The 19,408-nt window shown below is 54.4% G+C and carries 19 protein-coding genes and 1 pseudogene; 19 read left to right on the top strand and 1 reads right to left on the bottom strand.

The features are described 5' to 3' along the window. Positions 1-228: 228 nt before the first annotated feature. The 16 genes from BN423_RS02955 to BN423_RS02890 all read left to right on the top strand — a co-directional run bounded on the left by BN423_RS02955 (position 229) and on the right by BN423_RS02890 (position 15,492). Positions 229-882 (top strand): tyrosine-protein phosphatase, encoded by a 654-nt coding sequence (locus tag BN423_RS02955; RefSeq protein ID WP_019238779.1) that lies wholly within the window; start codon positions 229-231, stop codon positions 880-882. A 222-nt stretch (positions 883-1,104) separates the two neighbouring features. Further along, positions 1,105-1,623: an antiterminator LoaP gene (loaP, locus tag BN423_RS02950; RefSeq protein ID WP_232385478.1), complete on the top strand. Its 519-nt coding sequence runs from the start codon at positions 1,105-1,107 to the stop codon at positions 1,621-1,623. 16 nt (positions 1,624-1,639) lie between these two features. Then, complete coding sequence (locus tag BN423_RS02945; RefSeq protein WP_019238777.1) at positions 1,640-3,511, top strand: polysaccharide biosynthesis protein; 1,872 nt, start codon at positions 1,640-1,642, stop codon at positions 3,509-3,511. A 12-nt stretch (positions 3,512-3,523) separates the two neighbouring features. Continuing rightward, on the top strand, positions 3,524-4,771 hold the full coding sequence (locus BN423_RS11150) for a DegT/DnrJ/EryC1/StrS family aminotransferase (RefSeq protein ID WP_071784319.1): 1,248 nt from the start codon (positions 3,524-3,526) through the stop codon (positions 4,769-4,771). Positions 4,772-4,773: 2 nt separating this feature from the next. Then, positions 4,774-5,430: a sugar transferase gene (locus BN423_RS02940; protein ID WP_026088990.1), complete on the top strand. Its 657-nt coding sequence runs from the start codon at positions 4,774-4,776 to the stop codon at positions 5,428-5,430. Then, on the top strand, positions 5,423-6,034 hold the full coding sequence (locus BN423_RS11145; protein WP_071784318.1) for an acetyltransferase: 612 nt from the start codon (positions 5,423-5,425) through the stop codon (positions 6,032-6,034). The genes BN423_RS02940 and BN423_RS11145 overlap by 8 nt, the downstream gene beginning before the upstream one ends. Before the next feature lie 8 nt (positions 6,035-6,042). Beyond that, complete coding sequence (locus BN423_RS02935; protein ID WP_019238775.1) at positions 6,043-7,218, top strand: glycosyltransferase; 1,176 nt, start codon at positions 6,043-6,045, stop codon at positions 7,216-7,218. Between the two features lie 31 nt (positions 7,219-7,249). Then, positions 7,250-8,068, top strand: a complete 819-nt coding sequence (locus tag BN423_RS02930; protein WP_019238774.1) for a hypothetical protein — start codon at positions 7,250-7,252, stop codon at positions 8,066-8,068. Between the two features lie 23 nt (positions 8,069-8,091). Beyond that, positions 8,092-9,147 (top strand): polysaccharide biosynthesis protein, encoded by a 1,056-nt coding sequence (locus BN423_RS02925; RefSeq protein ID WP_019238773.1) that lies wholly within the window; start codon positions 8,092-8,094, stop codon positions 9,145-9,147. Next, positions 9,144-9,872, top strand: coding sequence for an NAD-dependent epimerase/dehydratase family protein (locus BN423_RS11140; protein WP_071784317.1), 729 nt, complete (start codon positions 9,144-9,146; stop codon positions 9,870-9,872). The genes BN423_RS02925 and BN423_RS11140 overlap by 4 nt, the downstream gene beginning before the upstream one ends. Before the next feature lie 161 nt (positions 9,873-10,033). Continuing rightward, positions 10,034-10,861, top strand: a complete 828-nt coding sequence (locus tag BN423_RS02910; protein WP_232385477.1) for a glycosyltransferase family 2 protein — start codon at positions 10,034-10,036, stop codon at positions 10,859-10,861. Continuing rightward, complete coding sequence (locus tag BN423_RS02905) at positions 10,858-12,123, top strand: O-antigen polymerase (protein WP_019238769.1); 1,266 nt, start codon at positions 10,858-10,860, stop codon at positions 12,121-12,123. The genes BN423_RS02910 and BN423_RS02905 overlap by 4 nt, the downstream gene beginning before the upstream one ends. Continuing rightward, complete coding sequence (locus BN423_RS02900) at positions 12,110-13,519, top strand: lipopolysaccharide biosynthesis protein (RefSeq protein WP_019238768.1); 1,410 nt, start codon at positions 12,110-12,112, stop codon at positions 13,517-13,519. Before BN423_RS02905 ends, BN423_RS02900 begins: the two co-directional genes overlap by 14 nt. 41 nt (positions 13,520-13,560) lie before the next feature. Then, positions 13,561-14,814 (top strand): nucleotide sugar dehydrogenase, encoded by a 1,254-nt coding sequence (locus BN423_RS11135; protein WP_071784316.1) that lies wholly within the window; start codon positions 13,561-13,563, stop codon positions 14,812-14,814. Positions 14,815-14,924: 110 nt separating this feature from the next. Further along, the gene (locus BN423_RS11130; RefSeq protein WP_316244971.1) at positions 14,925-15,245 is read left to right on the top strand and encodes a nucleotidyltransferase family protein; all 321 of its coding nucleotides are present in this window, start codon (positions 14,925-14,927) and stop codon (positions 15,243-15,245) included. A gap of 37 nt (positions 15,246-15,282) precedes the next feature. After that, the gene (locus tag BN423_RS02890) at positions 15,283-15,492 is read left to right on the top strand and encodes a hypothetical protein (protein ID WP_019238766.1); all 210 of its coding nucleotides are present in this window, start codon (positions 15,283-15,285) and stop codon (positions 15,490-15,492) included. A 133-nt stretch (positions 15,493-15,625) separates the two neighbouring features. Here BN423_RS02890 and BN423_RS02885 read toward each other — a convergent pair whose 3' ends face one another. Continuing rightward, positions 15,626-15,877 (bottom strand): type II toxin-antitoxin system Phd/YefM family antitoxin, encoded by a 252-nt coding sequence (locus BN423_RS02885; protein ID WP_019238765.1) that lies wholly within the window; start codon positions 15,875-15,877, stop codon positions 15,626-15,628. Between the two features lie 324 nt (positions 15,878-16,201). On the opposite strand from BN423_RS02885, the gene BN423_RS02880 reads away from it, so the two are divergent. The 3 genes and pseudogenes from BN423_RS02880 to BN423_RS10665 form a co-directional block, all read left to right on the top strand. Continuing rightward, positions 16,202-17,668 (top strand): ATP-binding protein, encoded by a 1,467-nt coding sequence (locus tag BN423_RS02880; RefSeq protein ID WP_019238764.1) that lies wholly within the window; start codon positions 16,202-16,204, stop codon positions 17,666-17,668. Positions 17,669-18,319: 651 nt separating this feature from the next. After that, on the top strand, positions 18,320-18,985 hold the full coding sequence (locus BN423_RS02870; protein ID WP_019238763.1) for a transaldolase family protein: 666 nt from the start codon (positions 18,320-18,322) through the stop codon (positions 18,983-18,985). After that, positions 18,985-19,408, top strand: a pseudogene (locus tag BN423_RS10665) (hypothetical protein); the annotation flags it as partial. The gene BN423_RS02870 and the pseudogene BN423_RS10665, both read left to right, overlap by 1 nt.

Raw genomic sequence — 19,408 nt, 5'->3', positions numbered from 1 at the left:
CCCGGCGCGCGCCGCACACCGCCTCGCCCTCCGAGACCTCGCAGTTCACCGCCGCAGCCGCCGCGGCCGCAGCGGCCCACGCCAACTCCGGCGTCGCCCAGGTGCGCCCCGTGAACCCGCACCGCGCGGGCGCCCAGGCCACGAGCAGCAGGTTCTCCCGTAAATAGGTGAAATTTCAGCGGGGGGGGGCGCTGCTCCAACCTGCTTCGCAAGAAGGAGGTGCAAACGATGAGGGACATGCATTGCCATATCCTGCCCGGTGTGGACGACGGCGCGCGCGATCTGGACGAGAGCCTGCGCATGCTCGAGGCCGCGAAGGCCGCGGGCGTGACGAGCATCGTGTGCACGCCGCATTGCCGCGACCCGTACTTCGACTACAACGCCATGTGGGACGCCTTCGAGCTGCTGCGCGCGCATGCGGACGGCTTCCCGCTCTCCATGGGCTTCGAGGTGAACCATGCGAAGCTCATGGACCTCGGCCTGGCGTGGGCGAGCCGCCTGGCGTTCGACGGGGGCAACGAGTTTCTGCTCGAGCTCTCCACGCGCGCCGGCAAGCTCGAGTTCCAGCAGTACGAGCGCACCATCTTCGAGCTCCAGGGCATGGGCTACACCGTGACCATCGCGCACCCGGAGCGCTACCGGGCGGTGCAGGAAGACATCGAGGTGGCGCGCCGGCTCGTGCGGCAGGGCTGCAAGCTGTGCGCCTCGGCCGATTTCATCGCGGGTGGGCGCTTCGGGCGCGAGAAGAAGCCCGCGAAGCGGCTCTTCGAGGAGAACCTCGTGAGCTACATCGCGAGCGACGCGCACCGGGTGGAGCACTACGACTACCTCGCCCGCGCGCGGCGCGCGTATTCGGTGCGAGGTGCGCATTTCCGCACGTAGCAGACAGCAGGGGGAGTTTCCTCCTGCGGTGGGATCGGAGGGCTTCAAGCCGCGCGATCCTCTCGCAGCAGGGAACTCGCACAGGGTTTTCTGCGAGACATACCTTGTAGGCAAGCGATCGTCGCCTGGAGCGCGTCGCCTGGCGCCCGCAGGGGGATGAAGAGACCGTTTTGCGTGCGCGCTGCGCGTGGGCGAAGCCATGCCCGGGGAGGGGGTGGCGCCATGCGAACGTATGTCATGCAAGTTTTGACGGGTAGGGAGCAGGCGACCATCGACGCCCTCGAGCGCATGCTGGGGGACGGGCGGCGCTGCGAGCTCTTTGCCCCGCGCTTTCGCTTTCAGAAGAAGATCCGCGGCTCCTGGCAGGATGTGGACGAGCTGCTCACGCCCGGATACGTGTATGTACGGACCTCGATGCTCGATGTCGACGAGCTTTCGCGAGAGATCAAGCAGGCTCCGCCGCGCGCGGCCATGCTCATGCAGGACGGCAAGATCATCCCCCTTTCATCGGACGAGGAGCGCTGGCTCGAGCGTCTGACGGGCGGACGGCACGTGGTGGAACCCTCCATCGGCGTCGTCGAGGGCGACCGCGTGGTGATCACCGACGGCCCCCTGGTGGGGCTCGAATCGCAGATCAAGAAGATCGACCGGCACAAACGGCTTGCCTATATGGATGTCCACCTGCTCGGCCGCACGAAGACGATCAAGGTCGGAGTTGAGATTGTTCGGAAATCGGGATAGGACTGAGGAGTATGGTATGGCGGTAAATCCCATCGCTACATCGCACCGCATTCCATGGCTTCAGTGCGTGCTGCTTGTAGCATTTGATGCCAGCGCTACGTTCGTGTCCTATCTCATGGCTGCTTGGGGTACCGCGGGATGGAACTCGACGGTCAGCGATATGGGCATCTTTGGCGCTCTGGCCGTTCTTGCGGCGCTGAACGTCGTCGTGTATGCGCTGTTCGGTATGTATAGCGTTCTGTGGCGCTATGCGAGCATTTCCGAGTGTCTGCGGATCGTTGCTGCGACCATCGCAGCGGCCGTGGTGTCGGATTCCGTTTTTACCTTTGTCTTCGGCAGCGCCCTTACCCCACGGACGTTCGTGCTCGCGTGGGCGGTGCTCACGGTGCTGTGCGGCGGAGTCCGACTGGGTATCCGTGCTGTTGCGGGCAATCAGGGTTGGCGCTTCGGTACGACGCGAGAGGCGCCGCTTCCCCGCACCCTTATCGTCGGTGCCGGCGAAGCGGGTTCGCTGACCGTGAAGCGCATGCTCTCCGGCGATCCCGACATGCCGGGTAATCCCGTCGCTGTGGTCGATGACGATCGGGGCAAGGTCGGCATGAAGCTCCATGGCGTCAAGATCGCGGGGAGGTGTGCTCAGATTCCTGCGATTGCCGAAGCCTCTAACGCCCAACAGATCGTCATGGCTATCCCCTCGGCCTCTCGTGAGCAGCGCCAGTACATCTACGAGCGCTGCATGGAGACGGGCCTCAAGGTATACACGCTGCCTCGCTTGCAGGACATCTCCAAGACAGGCCGCCTGCCGTTGCGGGATGTCGATATCGCCGACTTGCTCTCGCGCGATGAGATTAAACTTGATATCTCGCTCGTGTCGAGCTATGTGACGGGAAAGACCATCCTCGTGACGGGTGGCGGCGGATCAATCGGCTCGGAGCTCGTGCGGCAGCTGCTGCCGGCGCACCCCGCGCGCATCGTGCTCTTTGATGTGTACGAGAATACGGTGTACGAGCTGTGCAATGAGATTGGTGCCGCTGCTCGCGAGGCGGGCATCGACCTTAGGGCGGAGATTGGTTCCATCACGCATCTTCCGGCGCTCGAGCGGGTTTTCAAGCTCTACAGGCCGGACGTTGTCTTTCACGCGGCGGCGCACAAGCATGTGCCGCTCATGGAAGCGGACCCGCGTGAGGCAATCGAGAACAACGTGTTCGGAACACTCAACGTATGCCGCATGGCTGACAAGAACGGGTGCAGCCATTTCATTCTCATCTCGACCGACAAGGCGGTCAATCCGACCAACGCCATGGGCGCCACCAAGCGCATGTGCGAGATGATCGTGCAGTACTACGCGAGCGTGTCCGAGACAGTGTTCGCGGCAGTGCGGTTCGGCAATGTGTTGGGGAGCCATGGCAGCGTGATTCCGCTGTTCAAACGGCAGTTGGAGCATGGCGGCCCCATCACGGTGACGCATCGAGACATCATTCGATATTTCATGACGATTCCCGAGGCATCGCGTCTCGTGATAACCGCCGGGGTGCTTGCCAAAGGTGGCGAGATATTCATTCTCAACATGGGCGAACCGGTAAAGATCTGGGACTTGGCCGAAAACCTGGTAAGGCTTTCGGGATTAGAGCCGGGTAGGGACATCGACATCATCGAAACGGGCCTTCGCCCGGGGGAGAAGATGTACGAGGAGCTCCTCATGGGCGAGGACGAGCCCGTGCCGACCGATGTGGCGGACATCACCGTGAGCCGCGCCGCTCCGCCCGATTTGGGCACCGTGCAGGCGAAGCTCGATGAGCTCGAAGGCGCGCTTGACGGGAGCGATGAGGATATCAAGCTCGCTTTGGCAGGAGCGGTGCCGACATACACGCCTGAAGTGGATGACTAGCTGGAGGATGTCATGAAGCCTTTTAAAGATAAAGTCTGGCTTTCCAGTCCGACAATGCATGGGTTGGAACTCGAGTACGTACGTCAGGCATATGAGACCAATTGGATGTCGACTGTCGGAGAGAACATCAACGAGGTTGAGCGACTTGCCTGTGAAAAGGTTGGGCGCAAGCATGCAGTTGCCCTGACATGTGGAACCGCCGCGCTGCATATGGCAGTGAAACTCGCCGGCGTCAAGCCAGGCGATGAGGTCCTATGCTCCGACTTGACCTTCGATGCCACCGTAAATCCTGTTGTTTACGAAGGGGGCATCCCGGTATTCGTTGACTCCGAGTACGAAACATGGAACATGGATCCAGCTGCATTGGAACGGGCCTTCGAGCTGCATCCAACGGCTCGTGTTGTGGTAATGGCTCACCTATATGGCGTTCCTGCGAAATGCGATGAGATTCGCCGTATCTGTGACGAGCATGGTGCGGTTCTCATCGAAGATGCTGCTGAATCATTCGGTGCTACGTACAGGGGCTGCGAGACCGGCGCTATTGGCGATTACGGCATCATCTCCTTTAACGGCAATAAAATAATCACTGGATCATCTGGTGGATGCCTTTTGACGGATAGCGAGGAAGCGGCTAGTAAGGTTCGCAAATGGTCGACTCAGGCGCGAGAAGCTGCTTCTTGGTATCAACATGAGGAGCTCGGATATAACTACCGCATGAGCAATGTAATTGCAGGCGTGGTTCGAGGGCAGTTTCCCTATTTAGAGGAACACATAGCGCAGAAAAAGGCGATTTGGGAGCGGTATCGTGATGGTTTCTCCGATTTACCCGTAAAGATGAACCCCTTCGAAGCCGAAACAAGTAAGCCAAACTATTGGTTAAGCTGCCTCATTATTGATTCGGATGCTATGTGTAAACAAGTCCGCAGCGAAAGGGATGCGCTATACATAACAGAATCGGGCAAGAGTTGCCCTACCGAGGTACTTGAGGCCATCGCTGCGATAAATGCCGAGGGTCGTCCAATATGGAAGCCCATGCACCTTCAGCCTATCTATCGTATGAATGCATTTGTGACTCGTGAGGGAAATGGTCGCGCGCAGACTAATGCGTACATTTCGAATGGGTCGGTTGCTTCCGACGGTCTTCCGTTCGATGTCGGTGCGGATGTTTTCCAGCGAGGACTTTGCTTGCCAAGCGACAACAAAATGGAGCCTTGGCAGCAGGATCGCATCATCGAGGCCGTAAGGCGGTGCTTCGATTAGCCATGGCTCATAGGCAGGGAGTATACGAGCGCTATACTAAGCGACCGCAAGATTTTTGCTGCGCTCTGTTGGCAACGGTTTGTCTTTCACCGCTGCTTGTGGTCATCGCGGCACTGGTTCGAGTCAAGCTGGGGAGTCCGGTATTATTTGCTCAAGAACGCCCGGGAAAAGATGGCAAGGTTTTCAGGCTCTACAAGTTCCGCACTATGACGGATGCTCGTGACGCACAAGGACGTTTACTTTCTGATGAGGAGCGCATGACTTCTTTCGGAAAGCTGTTGCGGTCGATGAGCCTCGATGAGCTTCCTGAGCTGTTCAATATACTAAAGGGAGATATGGCGGTGGTAGGCCCTCGACCGCTTCTTGTAAGATATCTCCCCTTATATAGCGAGCGGCAAGCACGTAGGCACGAAGTCCGACCCGGTCTCACTGGTTTGGCCCAGGTTCATGGTCGCAATGCTATGTCTTGGGAGGAGAAATTCGACTGGGACGTACGCTATGTTGACGACGTGAGATTTCTACGAGACTGGGGCATCGTCTTCAAGACGGTCCGTACGGTTTTCTTGCGCGAGGGCATCTCTTCCGGTACTTCCGAGACCATGGAGGAGTTTACAGGGAATTCCGAGTCGGATTCTGATGCGGTGATCAGAGATGAATAGCTTGATCATTATTGGCGCGAGCGGCCACGGAAAGGTTGTGGCCGACATCGCTCGCCTCAATGGATATGACGACATTGCATTTCTGGATGACGCTCCAAGCCTTGTCAAACCCTTGGGGTATCCAATTCTCGGTAAGGTTTCTGCGTTCTTGGAACATCTTGATAGTGATTTCATTGTGGCAATCGGGAATTCCGATGCTCGTCGTCGCATCCAAAACGAGCTCAATGGAGCTGGCGCCGAGCTCGCAACGTTGATTCATCCTTCGGCAGTCGTGGCGCATGACGCCGTGATTTGCCCAGGTTCGGTTGTGATGGCGACCGCCGTGCTCAATCCATCGTCAAGAGTGGGGACGGGATGCATTATCAACACGGGGGCTACCGTTGATCATGATTGCCTTATCGGTGATTTCGTCCACGTCTCTGTCGGGGCTCATCTCGCCGGAGCCGTATCTATCGGAGATGCAACGTGGATTGGAATCGGAGCCTCGGTGAGCAATAACATCTCCATTTGCTCAGGCTGCATGATCGGAGCGGGGGCAGTAGTGATTCGAGATATTGATAAGCCAGGAACATACGTTGGTGTACCAGCTCATTTGCAAAGCTGAGGTTGTCTATGGAACTTGTTATCGGACTTTCGCTCACGCTGTTCTTGATTTGTGCCTTTGTGATCATCTGGGCGATGGCGGGGTACCCTATTTCGATTCGATTGCTCGGTGCGTTGATTAAGCGCCAAAACGCTCGGGACTATTCTCATGTCCCTAGCGTGACAGTAATGGTCGTGGCTCATAATGAGGAAAAAGTAATACATGAGAAGTTGGAAAATCTGCTTCAGCTTGATTATCCTGCCGACAAGATTGAATTCATAGTTACATCTGATAGCAGCACGGATGACACGAATGGAATTGTAGAGGCTTTTGCGCAAAGCCACCCAAGCATGAAGTTAAGGCTTCACAGAACTCGCGAGCACAAAGGAAAGACCAACGCTCAAAATGAGGCGCAAAAGCTTGTTACCACTGAGTATCTCGTGATGACCGATGCAAACGCCATGCTTGATTCAGAGTCGATTAAGGAACTGATGGCGTGTTTCACGAGCTTCGACATCGCATATGTCTGCGGCTGTTTGCGCTATCAAAACATCGATTCCTCCGAAACGGCGAGCTCTGAAAGTTCGTACTGGGCTATGGATGTTGCTACACGAGAGATTGAAGGAAGGATAGCATCTCTTACCGCCGGTAACGGCGCCATCTACGCTTGCCGGAACAGTGATTATTTTGATGCGGACCCAATTCAATGCCACGATAGCGTCATGCCGTACCATTTCGCTCTCGAAGGAAGGCGCTCGATAAACTGTCTTCAGGCCACGGCGTACGAAAAAGCTGGTGAAACGGATTCAGACGAGTATAAAAGAAAAGTCCGTATGTTCCGTTCGATACTCGATGCGCCATCCAACATGCTTCGCGTGACAAATCCATTCAGATTCGGATGGTTCTCATACTTCTACTTTGGACATAGGTTTTGTAGATACAGTTTGTGGTGGGCTCACCCAATTCTATTCGCACTCAATGTTTTGCTCGCCGTTTTCAGCCTCCCGTTCAAAGCCCTTCTTCTATTTCACACCCTCTTTTATCTGCTGGCTGCATTTCAATCAGTCGCTAAAACCAACATCAAACTCCTTGCGGCGATTCAGTATTACGTAATGACCGTGAGGGCTCAGATTACGGCGGTAATTCGTTCGTTGAATGGCTCCGCACGCCCTACTTGGGAGTCTGCTGAGAGCACGCGTGGCTGACAATTCATAAACGATTATCAAGGGGATACAGATGAGCACCTCCTCACCTGAGCTTGCTATTTATGTAAGTTCTTATGACGGCTGTAAGGATGTTTGGGATACCTTTTTTTCGATTTTTCATACATACTGGCCCGATTGCTGCTACAACGTTTATCTCATCAATAACGAAGCGGAGTATTGCCGCGAGGGCGTAAAGGTTATTCATACCGGCGAGGAAATCAACTGGTTTTCGAGGACAATTCAATCGCTTTCTGCCTTGCATGAGGACTATGTAGTGTTCCTACTCGAGGACTACTTTTTGTCCAAGCGTGTATCTAATGACGAAATGGCGAGCATCGTTTCAATGATGGACAGAGACGGCATTTTCTTCTATCGCTTGTCACTTCCAGGAACTCAGTCGCTTTCGCAATCTGGCTGTCAAAGCAAGCAAGTTGAACTGGGAAGCAACTATGCTATCAGCTTGCAGCCTGCTATCTGGAATCGCAAGGCACTTCTGAGATACCTTCTTCAGATCGATGGAGCGAGTCCTTGGGACTTCGAGTACTACTTCAACAGCCATAAGCATGAACTGCCCTCTGATGACAGCGGCAAGTATGTCAAGGGAGTTTTATACGACTCCCGGGATTTGCTTGGATATAAAAACGGAATTCTGCGAGGTAGATGGATTCCATCGACGTTGAGCTATTTCAAAAAACATGGGATTGAGATCGAACAGGGCGATAGGCCTTCCCTGAGTTTTGGAGAGTCGCTTAGGTATAGCGCATCGCTTCAAGCAAGAAAGCTTCTTCCTGCTGGCACGAGAGCCACAATTAAAAAGGCGTTGGTTTCGCTCAAGATTAAATATGTTTAACAGAATTTGGGATGGGAGTAGACGTGGAATCTATTGAAGACAGCCTTAAAGGCAAAACCCTGCTTATCACGGGCGGTACGGGATCGTTCGGCAATGCCGTGCTGAGGCACTATCTAACATCAGATGTTGGGCAGATTCGCATTTTTAGTCGTGATGAGCTTAAGCAGGATGATATGAGGCATTTTTACGAGGCTCATTATCCTGAAGAGAGCGAAAAGCTCCGCTTTTATCTGGGCAACGTTAAAGATATCGACTCTATTCGAAACGCTATGAACGGCGTGGATTATATTTTTCACGCGGCAGCTCTCAAACAAGTTCCTAGCTGTGAATTCTTTCCCATCGAGGCGGTAAAGACGAACGTTATCGGCACCGAGAACGTTCTCACGGCTGCGATCGAGGCGGGGGTGCAGCGTGTCGTCTGCCTTTCAACAGATAAAGCTGCATATCCAATAAATGCGATGGGAACAAGCAAGGCGATGATGGAGAAAGTAATCGTCGCCAAGTCTCGAACAGTCTCTCCTGATAAAACTAGAATTATGTGCACGCGTTATGGCAACGTGATGTATTCGCGCGGATCCGTGCTGCCGCTGTTTGTTAAGCAGATGAACGACGGGGTTGCGTTGACTGTTACCGACCCAAACATGACCCGCTTTATCATGTCACTTGATGAGGCGGTTGATCTGGTCGCATTTGCGTTTGAGCACGGGCAGTCTGGAGACATTTTGGTTCAGAAGGCTGCGGCAACTACAGTCGACGTATTGGCGCGAGCAATGATGGAGCTCTTCGGCTATGACAAGCCGTATAAAATCATTGGGCTTCGTCATGGTGAGAAAACATATGAAACCCTTCTAACAAACGAGGAATGTTCCCGTGCGATAGATATGGGCGATTTCTATCGCGTACCGTCCGATAAGCGTGATCTAAACTACGACAATTACCAATCAATCGGATCTCCGCGCAATGGCGTCACTGAATTCAATAGCAATAATACGCAGCTGCTATCCGTTGAGGAGACGAAAGAAAAGCTGCTTTCAATCAGTGAGATTCGTGATGCCCTAGCCGCTTGGAATGCAAAATGAAAATCCTAATTACAGGCGCCGGTGGGTTTCTTGCGCGCAATGTAAAGGAGAGGTTTGAGCGCGAGGGGCATCTTGTGGTCTCTGTTTCTCATCTGGATGAAGAGGGGCTGTTCCAAGAGACGAGAGATTGTCAGTTTGTATTCCATTTGGCAGCAGTTCAGCGTTCTGAAAATGAACAAGAATTCTACGATGGCAATATTGGATATACAAAGCAACTGATAGGTTGTCTCGAAGCACACGAAAACGCCTGTCCTGTATTATTTACAACTTCGACTGCCATACGGAGACCGTCCGTTTTTTCAAAAACAAAAATAGAAGCCGAGCGCTTGCTCAGAATGCATGTCGATAGAACGGGCAGTTCCCTTTATGTGTATATGCTCAATCATATTTATGGTCGATACGGTAAGCCTAATTTCAATAACGTCATCGCCACGTTCTGCTACAACGTCTCGCATGGCATCCCAATTGTAGTGGATGACCCCTCGGCAGAACTGAACCTTACCTACGTCGATGATCTGTTAATTGATTTTATGGCTTGTGTCGACGGTAGGAGGCACGTCAATGGTGATGGCCATCTCGTTCCGTCCATTATTGTCAGGAAGACGATCGGGGAACTAGTCGAGCTACTCGGTCGAATTAAACGCGGTGATCCATGTACGGACTTTTTCGAGGTGAATATGAACGACACGTATGCATACTTCAATAACCTTAGGGATACTTTCTAGGAGCATTGAAAAGATTCCTGGCTCTAGGGGTTGTGAAGAACAGCTGTCTTCCACAGGGAATAAGCTGTTAACAAGCTGCATTATGATTCGCGTCGCTGTCCTTTTCACGAATCGATTGGACCCCCGACTTCGCTGCTGCGTTGCTAGAAACGGATATGTTCATGAATGCCGGTGTTGAGAAGGCGAAATACATCTTTGTTATTCTGTGCTACAGAAATGTCAAGGATCTACTCGAGTGCTTAAAGGCAATTCGAAAGGTATTCGCATCAGAGTCATATCGTTGCATTGTTGTTGATAGCCACTATGATGATGCAACCGATTTGCAATTTGAGACCGTGGCAAAAGATGAAGGCTGCGACTTTATCTGTGTAGAGAACAGAGGATACAGCTATGGCAACAACGTGGGCATCTCGCATGCTTTGGCGAAGTATGACTTTGAATACCTAATTGTTTGTAATCCAGATACCGAAATAAAGAAGTTCGATTTTAAGCCGAATGGTTCTATCGGGATCTATGCTCCTGATATCAGAACATTACGTGGTAAACGGCAAAATCCGATGCTGTTCAGAAGGTGTGGAATTGCAGACCGCCTGATTTACTTCGGGCTTCTGCATAGAGTTACGCCAATTCTTTATCTTGGCCTTATGATTAACAAAATTATTCGCTATGTTGGATTGAGGCTAAATGCTTCATCCCACGGTATGGCGTGGCAAATCTATCAGCCGCACGGCAGCTTCATCATTTTCTCTCGTGAAGCAATCAATGCGCTCCAGCCCGTATTTGATGAGTCCCTCTTTTTGTTTGCCGAAGAGGGCCTGTTGGCTTGTAGGGCAAAGCAGGCCGGCGTTAGCGTTTGGTACTGCCCTTCGATCCAGGTGCTCCATAAAGAGGATGGCTCCATGGGCTATATTCAAAACATCAGCGAGCAGTCTAGGGAATCGAATTTAGTAGCATACGAAAAGATATTCGACAGTAAGAGGAATGCATGAGAGTCCTTCTTATCTGTATGGCGCTTTTGGTCTGTCTTCTCTCATTCGCATTGACCAAAGGCCGCTTGTATCCCGTGAATCTTTTTACTGTGGTTTTTACCGCCTCGATTATCGGCGCCCTCGCCGTTTTTGAAGAAGAGCAGTGGGGCTTTCTCGGGATATTGTGGATGATAGTGGCCTTAGCATTGGTAAATGTGGGGTTTTCTGCCGGTTTCGGACGGCGCGGCGAAGATATCGAACGAGGCCGGGGTCCATCTTCCGGTAGGCGTTTCAATGAGTCGCTTGCGCGGTTGATCGTGCTGTTGCTCATTGTGAGCGGGATGCTCTGGCTTGCGAATCAGCTTCGTGCAAGTGGGGTCTCGTTCTCAGTCTTTTTTTCAGCCGATTCACTGATGGAGGTGGGGCCGGATATCGCTGCTGCTCGCTATAGTGGAGAGACCAATAGCTCGGCGTTTACTCAGATTCTGACCAGCCTCACATACTCGGCGCCTCTGTGCGGAGGCTACCTGTACCTTATATTCTCAACAAGAAAAGATAAAGCGCTGTGCATCGCAACGATGTTGCCCATCACGTTGTTGATGCTGCTTACGAATGCAAAAGCTGGGTTCATAGGTTCTTTGATTCTATGGTTGGCGGGGTACCTAGTAGCTTATATTCAGCTCCACTGCGTGGGTATCCCATGGAAAAGCAAGCCTGTTCTAATAAGCGCTGGACTTGTTCTTTTCGCACTCTTACTCATGTTCTTAACCTTTCTCCTCCGTATCGGGTCGTTTGAGACCTGGGCGGTCGAAGCTGCTTCGAAGAAGTTCGGAATATATGCCTTTGGCGGTATCTTTAATTTTGACCACTGGCTATCCGCCCAGGACGTTGCCGGGTCAAGCTTCCAGTTTGGCACCAATACCTTCATGTCCCTATTCTCTGCGCTCGGCGTGATTCAAAAAGCACAGGGTGTGTACGAGCCGCTTCTTGTCGGGTATGGAAACATCTTCACCTCGTTTCGCGGATTAATCCAAGACTTCTCTTGGATTGGGGCGCTGATCATTTTGTTTTTGGTGGGATTCATCGAAGGACGTTGTGTCGACAACGTATCGAAGCGAGGGAATGGTTTTGCAGGGGTTGCTCTAGCTGCGATTACCTTTTTCTACATGTTTTCGGTTTTCATTTCACCATGGGTTTACACGACATATGTTGTCCCGTTTGTCGTGTTTATGTTGATGCTGGCCGCGTGCAACTCCTCGAGGAGAATCAATGTCGTTTCGTAAGAACGTGCTATCAGCGCTGCTCTCTCAAGGGGTCTCTTTTCTTGCCATGGCGGCGGCCTCTCTATTCATCCCAAGATTTTTGGGTGTAGCCGAGTTCGGTTACTGGCAGCTTTTCCTATTGTATTCAGGCTACGTGGGAATCGCCCATCTGGGCGTTAACGATGGTGTGTATCTAAGGCTGGGGGGTGTACCGCGGAGCGAGGTTGACAAACGCGAAGTTGTCGGAGAGTTTTTGGTTTCAACGCTCTTTCAGCTGCTGATTTCGATCGCCATGTTTGCCATTTCGATCGCCACCGTTCCCGACGGGCTTCGCTTGTTCGTTATGTTCGCCACGGCGCTCTATCTTGTGCTGAGCAATGCGACCAATTTCATCGGCTACCTCTTTCAAGCCATGAACGAAACCGTCCTGTACTCGACATCCATAATGATTAATAGGGGGTTATATTTAGTTGCGATTCTTATCTCACTGGTGATAGGAATTGATGATTGCCGTATTTTTATCGGCCTATATTTAGCGTGCCAGGGCGTCTCGTTTGCATATTGCGTTTTTCATTTCAGGGATTTTCTTTGCTGGAGGAACTTCGATCTGAAATTGGCGATGAAGCGGGGATGGCTCGACATTCGAGCCGGCTCAAAGCTCATGGTTGCAAATTTCGCCAGTAGTTTTGTATTGAATGCTGCGAAGTTTGCCGTAGATTTGCGCTGGGGAGTAAGTGTATTCAGCGTCATTTCATTTGCATTGACTTTGGGTACGTTTTTTCTTTCCTTTGTTAATCAAGTAGCTATGGTTTTATTTCCAGCCCTGAGAGGATACGGTGAGCACGAGCTTAGAGGCCAGTATCTAAAATTGAGAAATGTGCTCGGATGCGTGCTTCCAATCATGTATGTCGCGTATTTTCCCCTTGCGGCGATCATCTCCTGGTGGCTTCCGGCATATAAAGAGTCCGTTGAGATGCTGCCGCTCATTCTCCCGATCTGTCTATTTGATAGCAAGATGTCGATTCTCTCGAATACATTTTATAAGGTGACGCGTCGCGAGAATGTGCTTCTGAAGCTGAACATCATCGCCTGCTCTCTCAGCGTTATCGGTTGCGCTTTTGGCGTTTTTGTGCTGGGCAACCCGATTGCAGTGGTCGCGAGCGTGGTCATCGCGATTATTGTTCGTAGTATCTTGTCCGATTTTTATCAGGCACGCGTGTATCGGTTTTCTGCTTTGAGAGATGTGGTTATCGAGGTTGTATTTACAGTGGTTTTCTGTGCCGCGGCGCTGCTTCACGATACATCGATCGCGATGATCATCGTCGTTTTTTCCTATGTGGTATACCTCGCGATAAATCCCAACTATCGCAGGGAGTTTCGTCAATTGCTGCCGAGTCGAAATGGCTCTCGCGTGTAAAAAGCCAAGGCGGCATCCCGCTAAGTGAATCGGAGTGTGTCATGAAAATCGCCGTTGCCGGGACGGGCTACGTAGGCCTGTCCATAGCTCTTTTGTTGAGCCAACATAACGAGGTTTATGCGCTGGATATTGTGGCCGAGAAAATCGATATGCTGAGAAATGGGATTAGCCCGATTAGGGATAAAGAGATTGAGTATTTTCTGTCGCATCAAGATAGCCTTGGCCTGAACTTTTCGGTGACGTGTGATCCAATAGAAGCCTACGCCGGTGCAGAGTATGCCGTAATAGCTACTCCTACCAATTACGATACTGAGACCAATTCCTTTGATACTTCCGCAGTTGAGAACGCAATGGATGCAGTCAGAGCGGTTAATGAGAATTGCTGGATTGTAGTGAAATCAACTATTCCGGTAGGTTATACCGAACGCATCAAAGTGGAGCGGGGTGATGACCGCATCATATTCTCACCTGAGTTTTTGCGTGAAGGGCATGCTCTGTATGACAATTTGCATCCTAGCAGGATCGTGGTTGGCGTTTCAAAGGATGACACAAATGCTGTGGACGCGGCTGAGCGATTTGCCGGCTTGTTGGCCGGTGGCGCCGCGCCGAATGAGCTCAAACGAGAGAACGCCGATGGCTCGATTGGCGTTCCAAGCCTCGTCTTAGGTGACACGGAAGCCGAAGCAATCAAGCTATTCGCCAACACGTATCTAGCATTGCGCGTTTCATATTTCAATGAACTTGATACCTATTGCGCGACTAAAGGTCTTTCTACGCTCGATGTTATTCGTGGAGTATCGCTTGATCCCAGAATAGGTGATTTCTACGATAATCCCAGTTTTGGATACGGTGGATACTGCCTTCCCAAGGACACGCGCCAACTTCTTGCAAATTATCGTGATGTGCCGCAGAACCTTATCCAAGCAATCGTCGATTCAAACGCGACGCGCAAGGACTTTATTGCGGACGAAATTATCTCGGCGGTTAATAAGCTGGTATATTCAGGTACGCCAAGCCCTCTTGTCGGCATCTATCGCCTTACCATGAAGAGCGGCTCGGATAATTATCGGGCTTCATCAATTCAGGGCATTATGAAGCGCATTAGGGCAAAAGGCGTTCCGGTGCTCGTCTATGAACCGACATACCATGGTAATGTTTTTTACGGTGCGGAAGTGACCGCGGACCTTGCTTATTTTAAGCAGCGTTGTGAAATCATTGTGGCGAATCGCTGGTCAGATGAACTTTCCGATGTTGCCGAGCGAGTTTATACCCGCGATCTGTTCCGTCGAGATTAGCCTGGGTTATGTTGGTGGTGAGAGCGCGGCTCGCGTCCTGTCAGCGCCGATGAATATTCTCCGGACTCGTTGACTGTAGAGTTGCTGTAGTTGATGGAAGACTTCTATAGATCACTGGATGGCTGGATGGGGCAAAACCGGTCGAGACGCGAGACGAGGCGATTCGCGCAATCAGGCGCGTCGCTCCGCTTCTGTCCATCGTTTCCGCCGCGCTTTGCGGCTCGTTCGCTCGGGAAGAGCAGACGTCCGAAAGCGATATAGACCTCATGGTGCGCTTCACCCCGGGCTCGAGGTTCTCTGACGTGGAGGACGTGCGCGAGGTGCTCGAGCATGAAACCGACAGGGAAGTCGATATCATCACAAGCCTTGCCGGGCAGCCGTCGTCGTTTGTTCGCTCGGTGCTCCGGGGAGCGGTGAGAGTTTATGGATGACCGCGATACCTCCATTGATCGCGCCGTTCCTTAATACATGGATTGGATCACCGAACAGGGCGTCGACGCAAACGTGTCCTGCAGCGAGGAGGATTTCGAGCACAGGGTCGCGGAAGAGCGGGAGGAGACCACGTTCGAGGCGCGGCTTTCTGATGCTATCGGACGCGGGGTCGTCGATATCGAGGCGGGGCGCTTCACGACTTCGGTTGACGATGCGTTCCAGCGTGCAGACGAGCTGAGGAAATAGCTTGCCTAGGGAGAGGTTGCGCATCGCCGAGGAGTTCTCCAATCTGGTGCGCACATCCCAATCCCGAATCCCGCAGCGCGGATGAGCTTGAGATTTCTTGCTGCTTGTTTGTCCGGGTCGATAACCCCGCCAACTACCACGCCACATCTTCGAGGTGGAGGACTTCCTCGCGAGGCTCTTCACGCGCGGAAAGGATACTTTCGGTCATTCCGGGGATGCTCTGCAAATAAAGCGTCTCCTCGATCGACGCCCAATCATCTTCGCCGATAAGCACGGCGCCCTTACCGCGGTTGCTGGCGATGTAGACGGGCGCGCAATCCTCGTTCACCCGCTCGATTGCGTTGTAGAGGTCTTTGCGCAGTGCAGTCGCTGTCATAGTGGTCATGTTCGGCTCCTCCTCCCTGGGCCTGCTAAATGATAAAAAGGTGTCTGACACCATTTTATCAGGGAGCGCGATGTCCCGAGTACACCCCGCGGCGAACGGGGCGCCGCTACGGGGTATACTTGTGGCAAGCAGGAGGGCCGGAAGCCCTCCTGTGGATTGGGTTTGGTGGGCGACGCCCACGCGAGCAGCCGTCTCCACCAAGGCGGCTGTTTTCTTGTCTGGGATAAAATCCCATCATCTCTTAATTTCTCACTCACGTATCTCTTAATCATCTATCATTATCTCTCATAGAATTGAGAGATATGTAAGAGACAGGAGTGAGAGATGACAGAGCATGAGTTACAGACCATCCTGGAACATCTCCGCCAGGAAGGCGGGGACGATGCGTCATTTGAGGCAAAGTCTTGTGCGTCGGGTCTCTCCAAGGATGTCTGGGAGTCGGTGAGCGCCTTCGCCAACAGCGCTGGCGGGACGCTGTTGCTGGGGATCAGTGAATCGGACGGATTTGTCCCGGTCGCGGGCTTTCAAACGCATAAGGTGTGCGACCAGTTCGTTTCCGGAATGGGGGATGGCGGGTCGCCCGGCTTTTTGAGCAATCCGCCCGAGTACGCCATCGAACGCGTTCCGCTCGACGAGGAAGTGGTGCTCGCGATTCGGATCCGCGAGCTCAGCCCGGCGCAAAAGCCCTGTTATATTACAGCTCGCGGTGTTCTAACCGGCAGCTACAAGCGCATCGACGACAAAGACGTTCGCCTGTCCCCGAACGAGCTGTATTCTATGCAGGCTGCTACGCGCGTTGACGATTCCGATCGTTCCGTAGTTCCCGAGGCGACCATCGAAGATCTCGATCGATCTGTATACGAGCAAGTTTTTTCCAAAGCGCTCGTCGTCGCGCCGCGGTCGATGCGCAACGCCGATACGGTGGAAGAGCGGCTCAGGCGCCTCAACTTCATCAACAACGATGGGGGCGTTGTGCGCGCAGGCCTTCTTGTCGCGGGGCTGTATCCGCAGCAGTTCTTTCCCAAGCTGTGCGTTGACGTCGCCGTTCATCCGGGGCTGACGAAGGGCTCGGGCGGCGTGGTGAGGTTTGACGACCGCGTCATATGCGAAGGCACGCTCGGCGAGATGATTGAAGATGCTGTTCACGCTGTTGCCAAGAACCTCCGTCGACCGTCCTTTGTGAACGGTGTGGGGCGCATCGATGATCTGGAGCTTCCCGAGGCGGTTTTGCGCGAGGCCATCACGAACGCCTTGCTTCACCGTAGTTATAACGATCGCTTTGACGGGGAATCGGTCTCCGTCGATGTCTTCGAAGACCGTGTCGAGATCGCCAATCCCGGCGGATTGTGGGGCAAATCGCCCGACGATCTGGCCGATGGAAGGTCGTGCTGTCGAAACCCAACGCTCATGAAGCTCATGTCCCTGGCCTTGCTGCCGAGCGGTTCCGGCTCTCCGGCGGAGGGGAACGGTTCCGGGATACCGTTCATGATGAGTGAGATGGCGGCTCGCGGGCTGGAGCTTCCCGAGTTTTATCCGGCGCTCGACCATTTCAAGGTTGTCCTGCGGAGACCCTTAGCCGCTTCGGGTCGTAGCGAGGCTGTTCACGGGGGCGCGAGTTTCGTTGAGCAGATGCTGCGGTCACATGGGGAGATGTCGCTGCGCGAGATCGCGCAAGAGAGCGATTTGACGCTCAACCAGGCGCGCAAGCGGGTGAAAGATCTCATCGCGGCGGGTTGCGTCGAGGCGACCGCGTCCCCGACGAGCCGGAACAGGAAATACCGTTTGGCGTAGACATATGCAAGGCAACGGTCGTTGACGTGCCGAGCTCGAAAGAGGCCTATGGCAATGCACGCGAACAGTGATAAAAAGGTGTCTGACACCATTTTATCAGGGGCTGCGATGCGCCGAGTACACCCCGCGGCGAGCGGGGACGCCGCGATGGGGTATACTCGTAGCAAGCAGAAGGTTTGAAGCCCTCCTGTGGAAACGGTTTTGTGGGCGATGCCCACGCGAACAGCCGCCTCCGGACAAGGCGGCTGTTCCCTTGTTCGGGCATCACCCGTCGACTCGGACTAGCCGAGCACGATCTCGTAGGCCAACAAAGCCAGCGCTAACAAGACGGCTGCTGCGAGCAGCAGCTGGGTGAGCTTGAGCATGGGATCCCTCCATCTACCCCGTTGGACTCGGAGGGCACCGCCCGCTTGCTTGGTACCAGTCTAGCGCATTTCGCCGAAAATGAGAACATATGTTCTATATAAGAGCGAAAGAATTGCCTGCGTGTTGTGGTACACTGCAGCTGCGCGACGCGTTCGCATCTCATCTCCGTTCAATCACATAGCTGCATCCGACCGCCCGCGCACCCTGAGTTGTCATATAGTTTCCCGCTGCCGGCCAGCCCCGTCCGTGCTGCCGACATGCCGTTGCAAGCAAGGAGGCGGCCTCATGAAGTTCTTTCTCGACACGGCCGATCTGGGCGAGATCCGCGAGGCGGTGAGCTGGGGTGTCATCGACGGCGTCACCACGAACCCGTCGCTGTTCGCGAAGACCGGCGGAAAGCTCGCGGATTTCGAGCGCCACATCGGCGCCATCTGCGAGCTGTGCCCCGGCCTTCCCGTCTCGGCGGAATCGTGCGCCGAGACCGCCGAGGGCATGGTCGAGGACGGCCGCCGGCTCGCCGCCATCGCCGATAACGTGGTCGTCAAACTGCCCATCTCCACGGAGGCGCTCGCCGCCACGCACACGCTCGCGCAGGAGGGCATCGCGGTGAACATGACGCTCATCTTCACCGTGCCGCAGGCGCTGCTCGCCGCCCGCGCGGGCGCGCGCTACGTGTCGCCCTTCGTGGGGCGCTTCGACGATATCGCCGAGGACGGCGTGGAGCAGCTCGTGCAGGTGTGCGAGGCGATCCACGGGTTCGATTTCGGGCATGAGGTCGAGATCATCGGGGCGTCGATTCGCACCCCGCATCACGTGACGGAGGCCGCGCTCGCCGGCTGCGACATCGCGACCGTCCCGTTCAAAGCGTTGAAGAAGGCCGTGCGGCACCCGCTGACCGATCGCGGCCTAGCACTATTCATGGAAGACTGGAAGAAGGTTGAGCAGGCATAGTGGCTGACGAAACGACGAACACCACCGAAACGATGAACGCCGAGGCCTCCGCGCCCACCCCGGAGGAGAAGCCGCGCCGCGCCACGCGCACGCGCCGGACGGCGAAGCGCGCGGAAGGGGAGGAGGCCGCTGCGGAGGAGAAGCCGCGGCAGAAGGCCACGCGCACGACGCGGAAGCGCACGCGCGCGACGGCTGCCGAGAAGGCAGATTCCGCGGCTGCGGATGCCGCGGGCTCCTCGGGCGCCCCGTCGGCACCGCTCTCGACCGAGGCCGCGCAGGCACGCGCCCTGGCGCAGGTGTCCCAGGCCTCCGTCGTGCGCCGCCAGCGCCGCGCCGCTGCCCGTGCCGAGCGCGCGCTCACCGAGCCGGATGCGGGCGCAGACGCCCCCGCCGCGCAGCATGACGCCCAGGCTGCGTCCGCCG

This window comes from Enorma timonensis (assembly GCF_000321165.1).
In the GTDB taxonomy this organism is placed as follows: domain Bacteria; phylum Actinomycetota; class Coriobacteriia; order Coriobacteriales; family Coriobacteriaceae; genus Enorma.
Note: the sequence above shows the minus strand (reverse complement) of the source record. Positions and strands in the feature narration are given on the sequence as shown.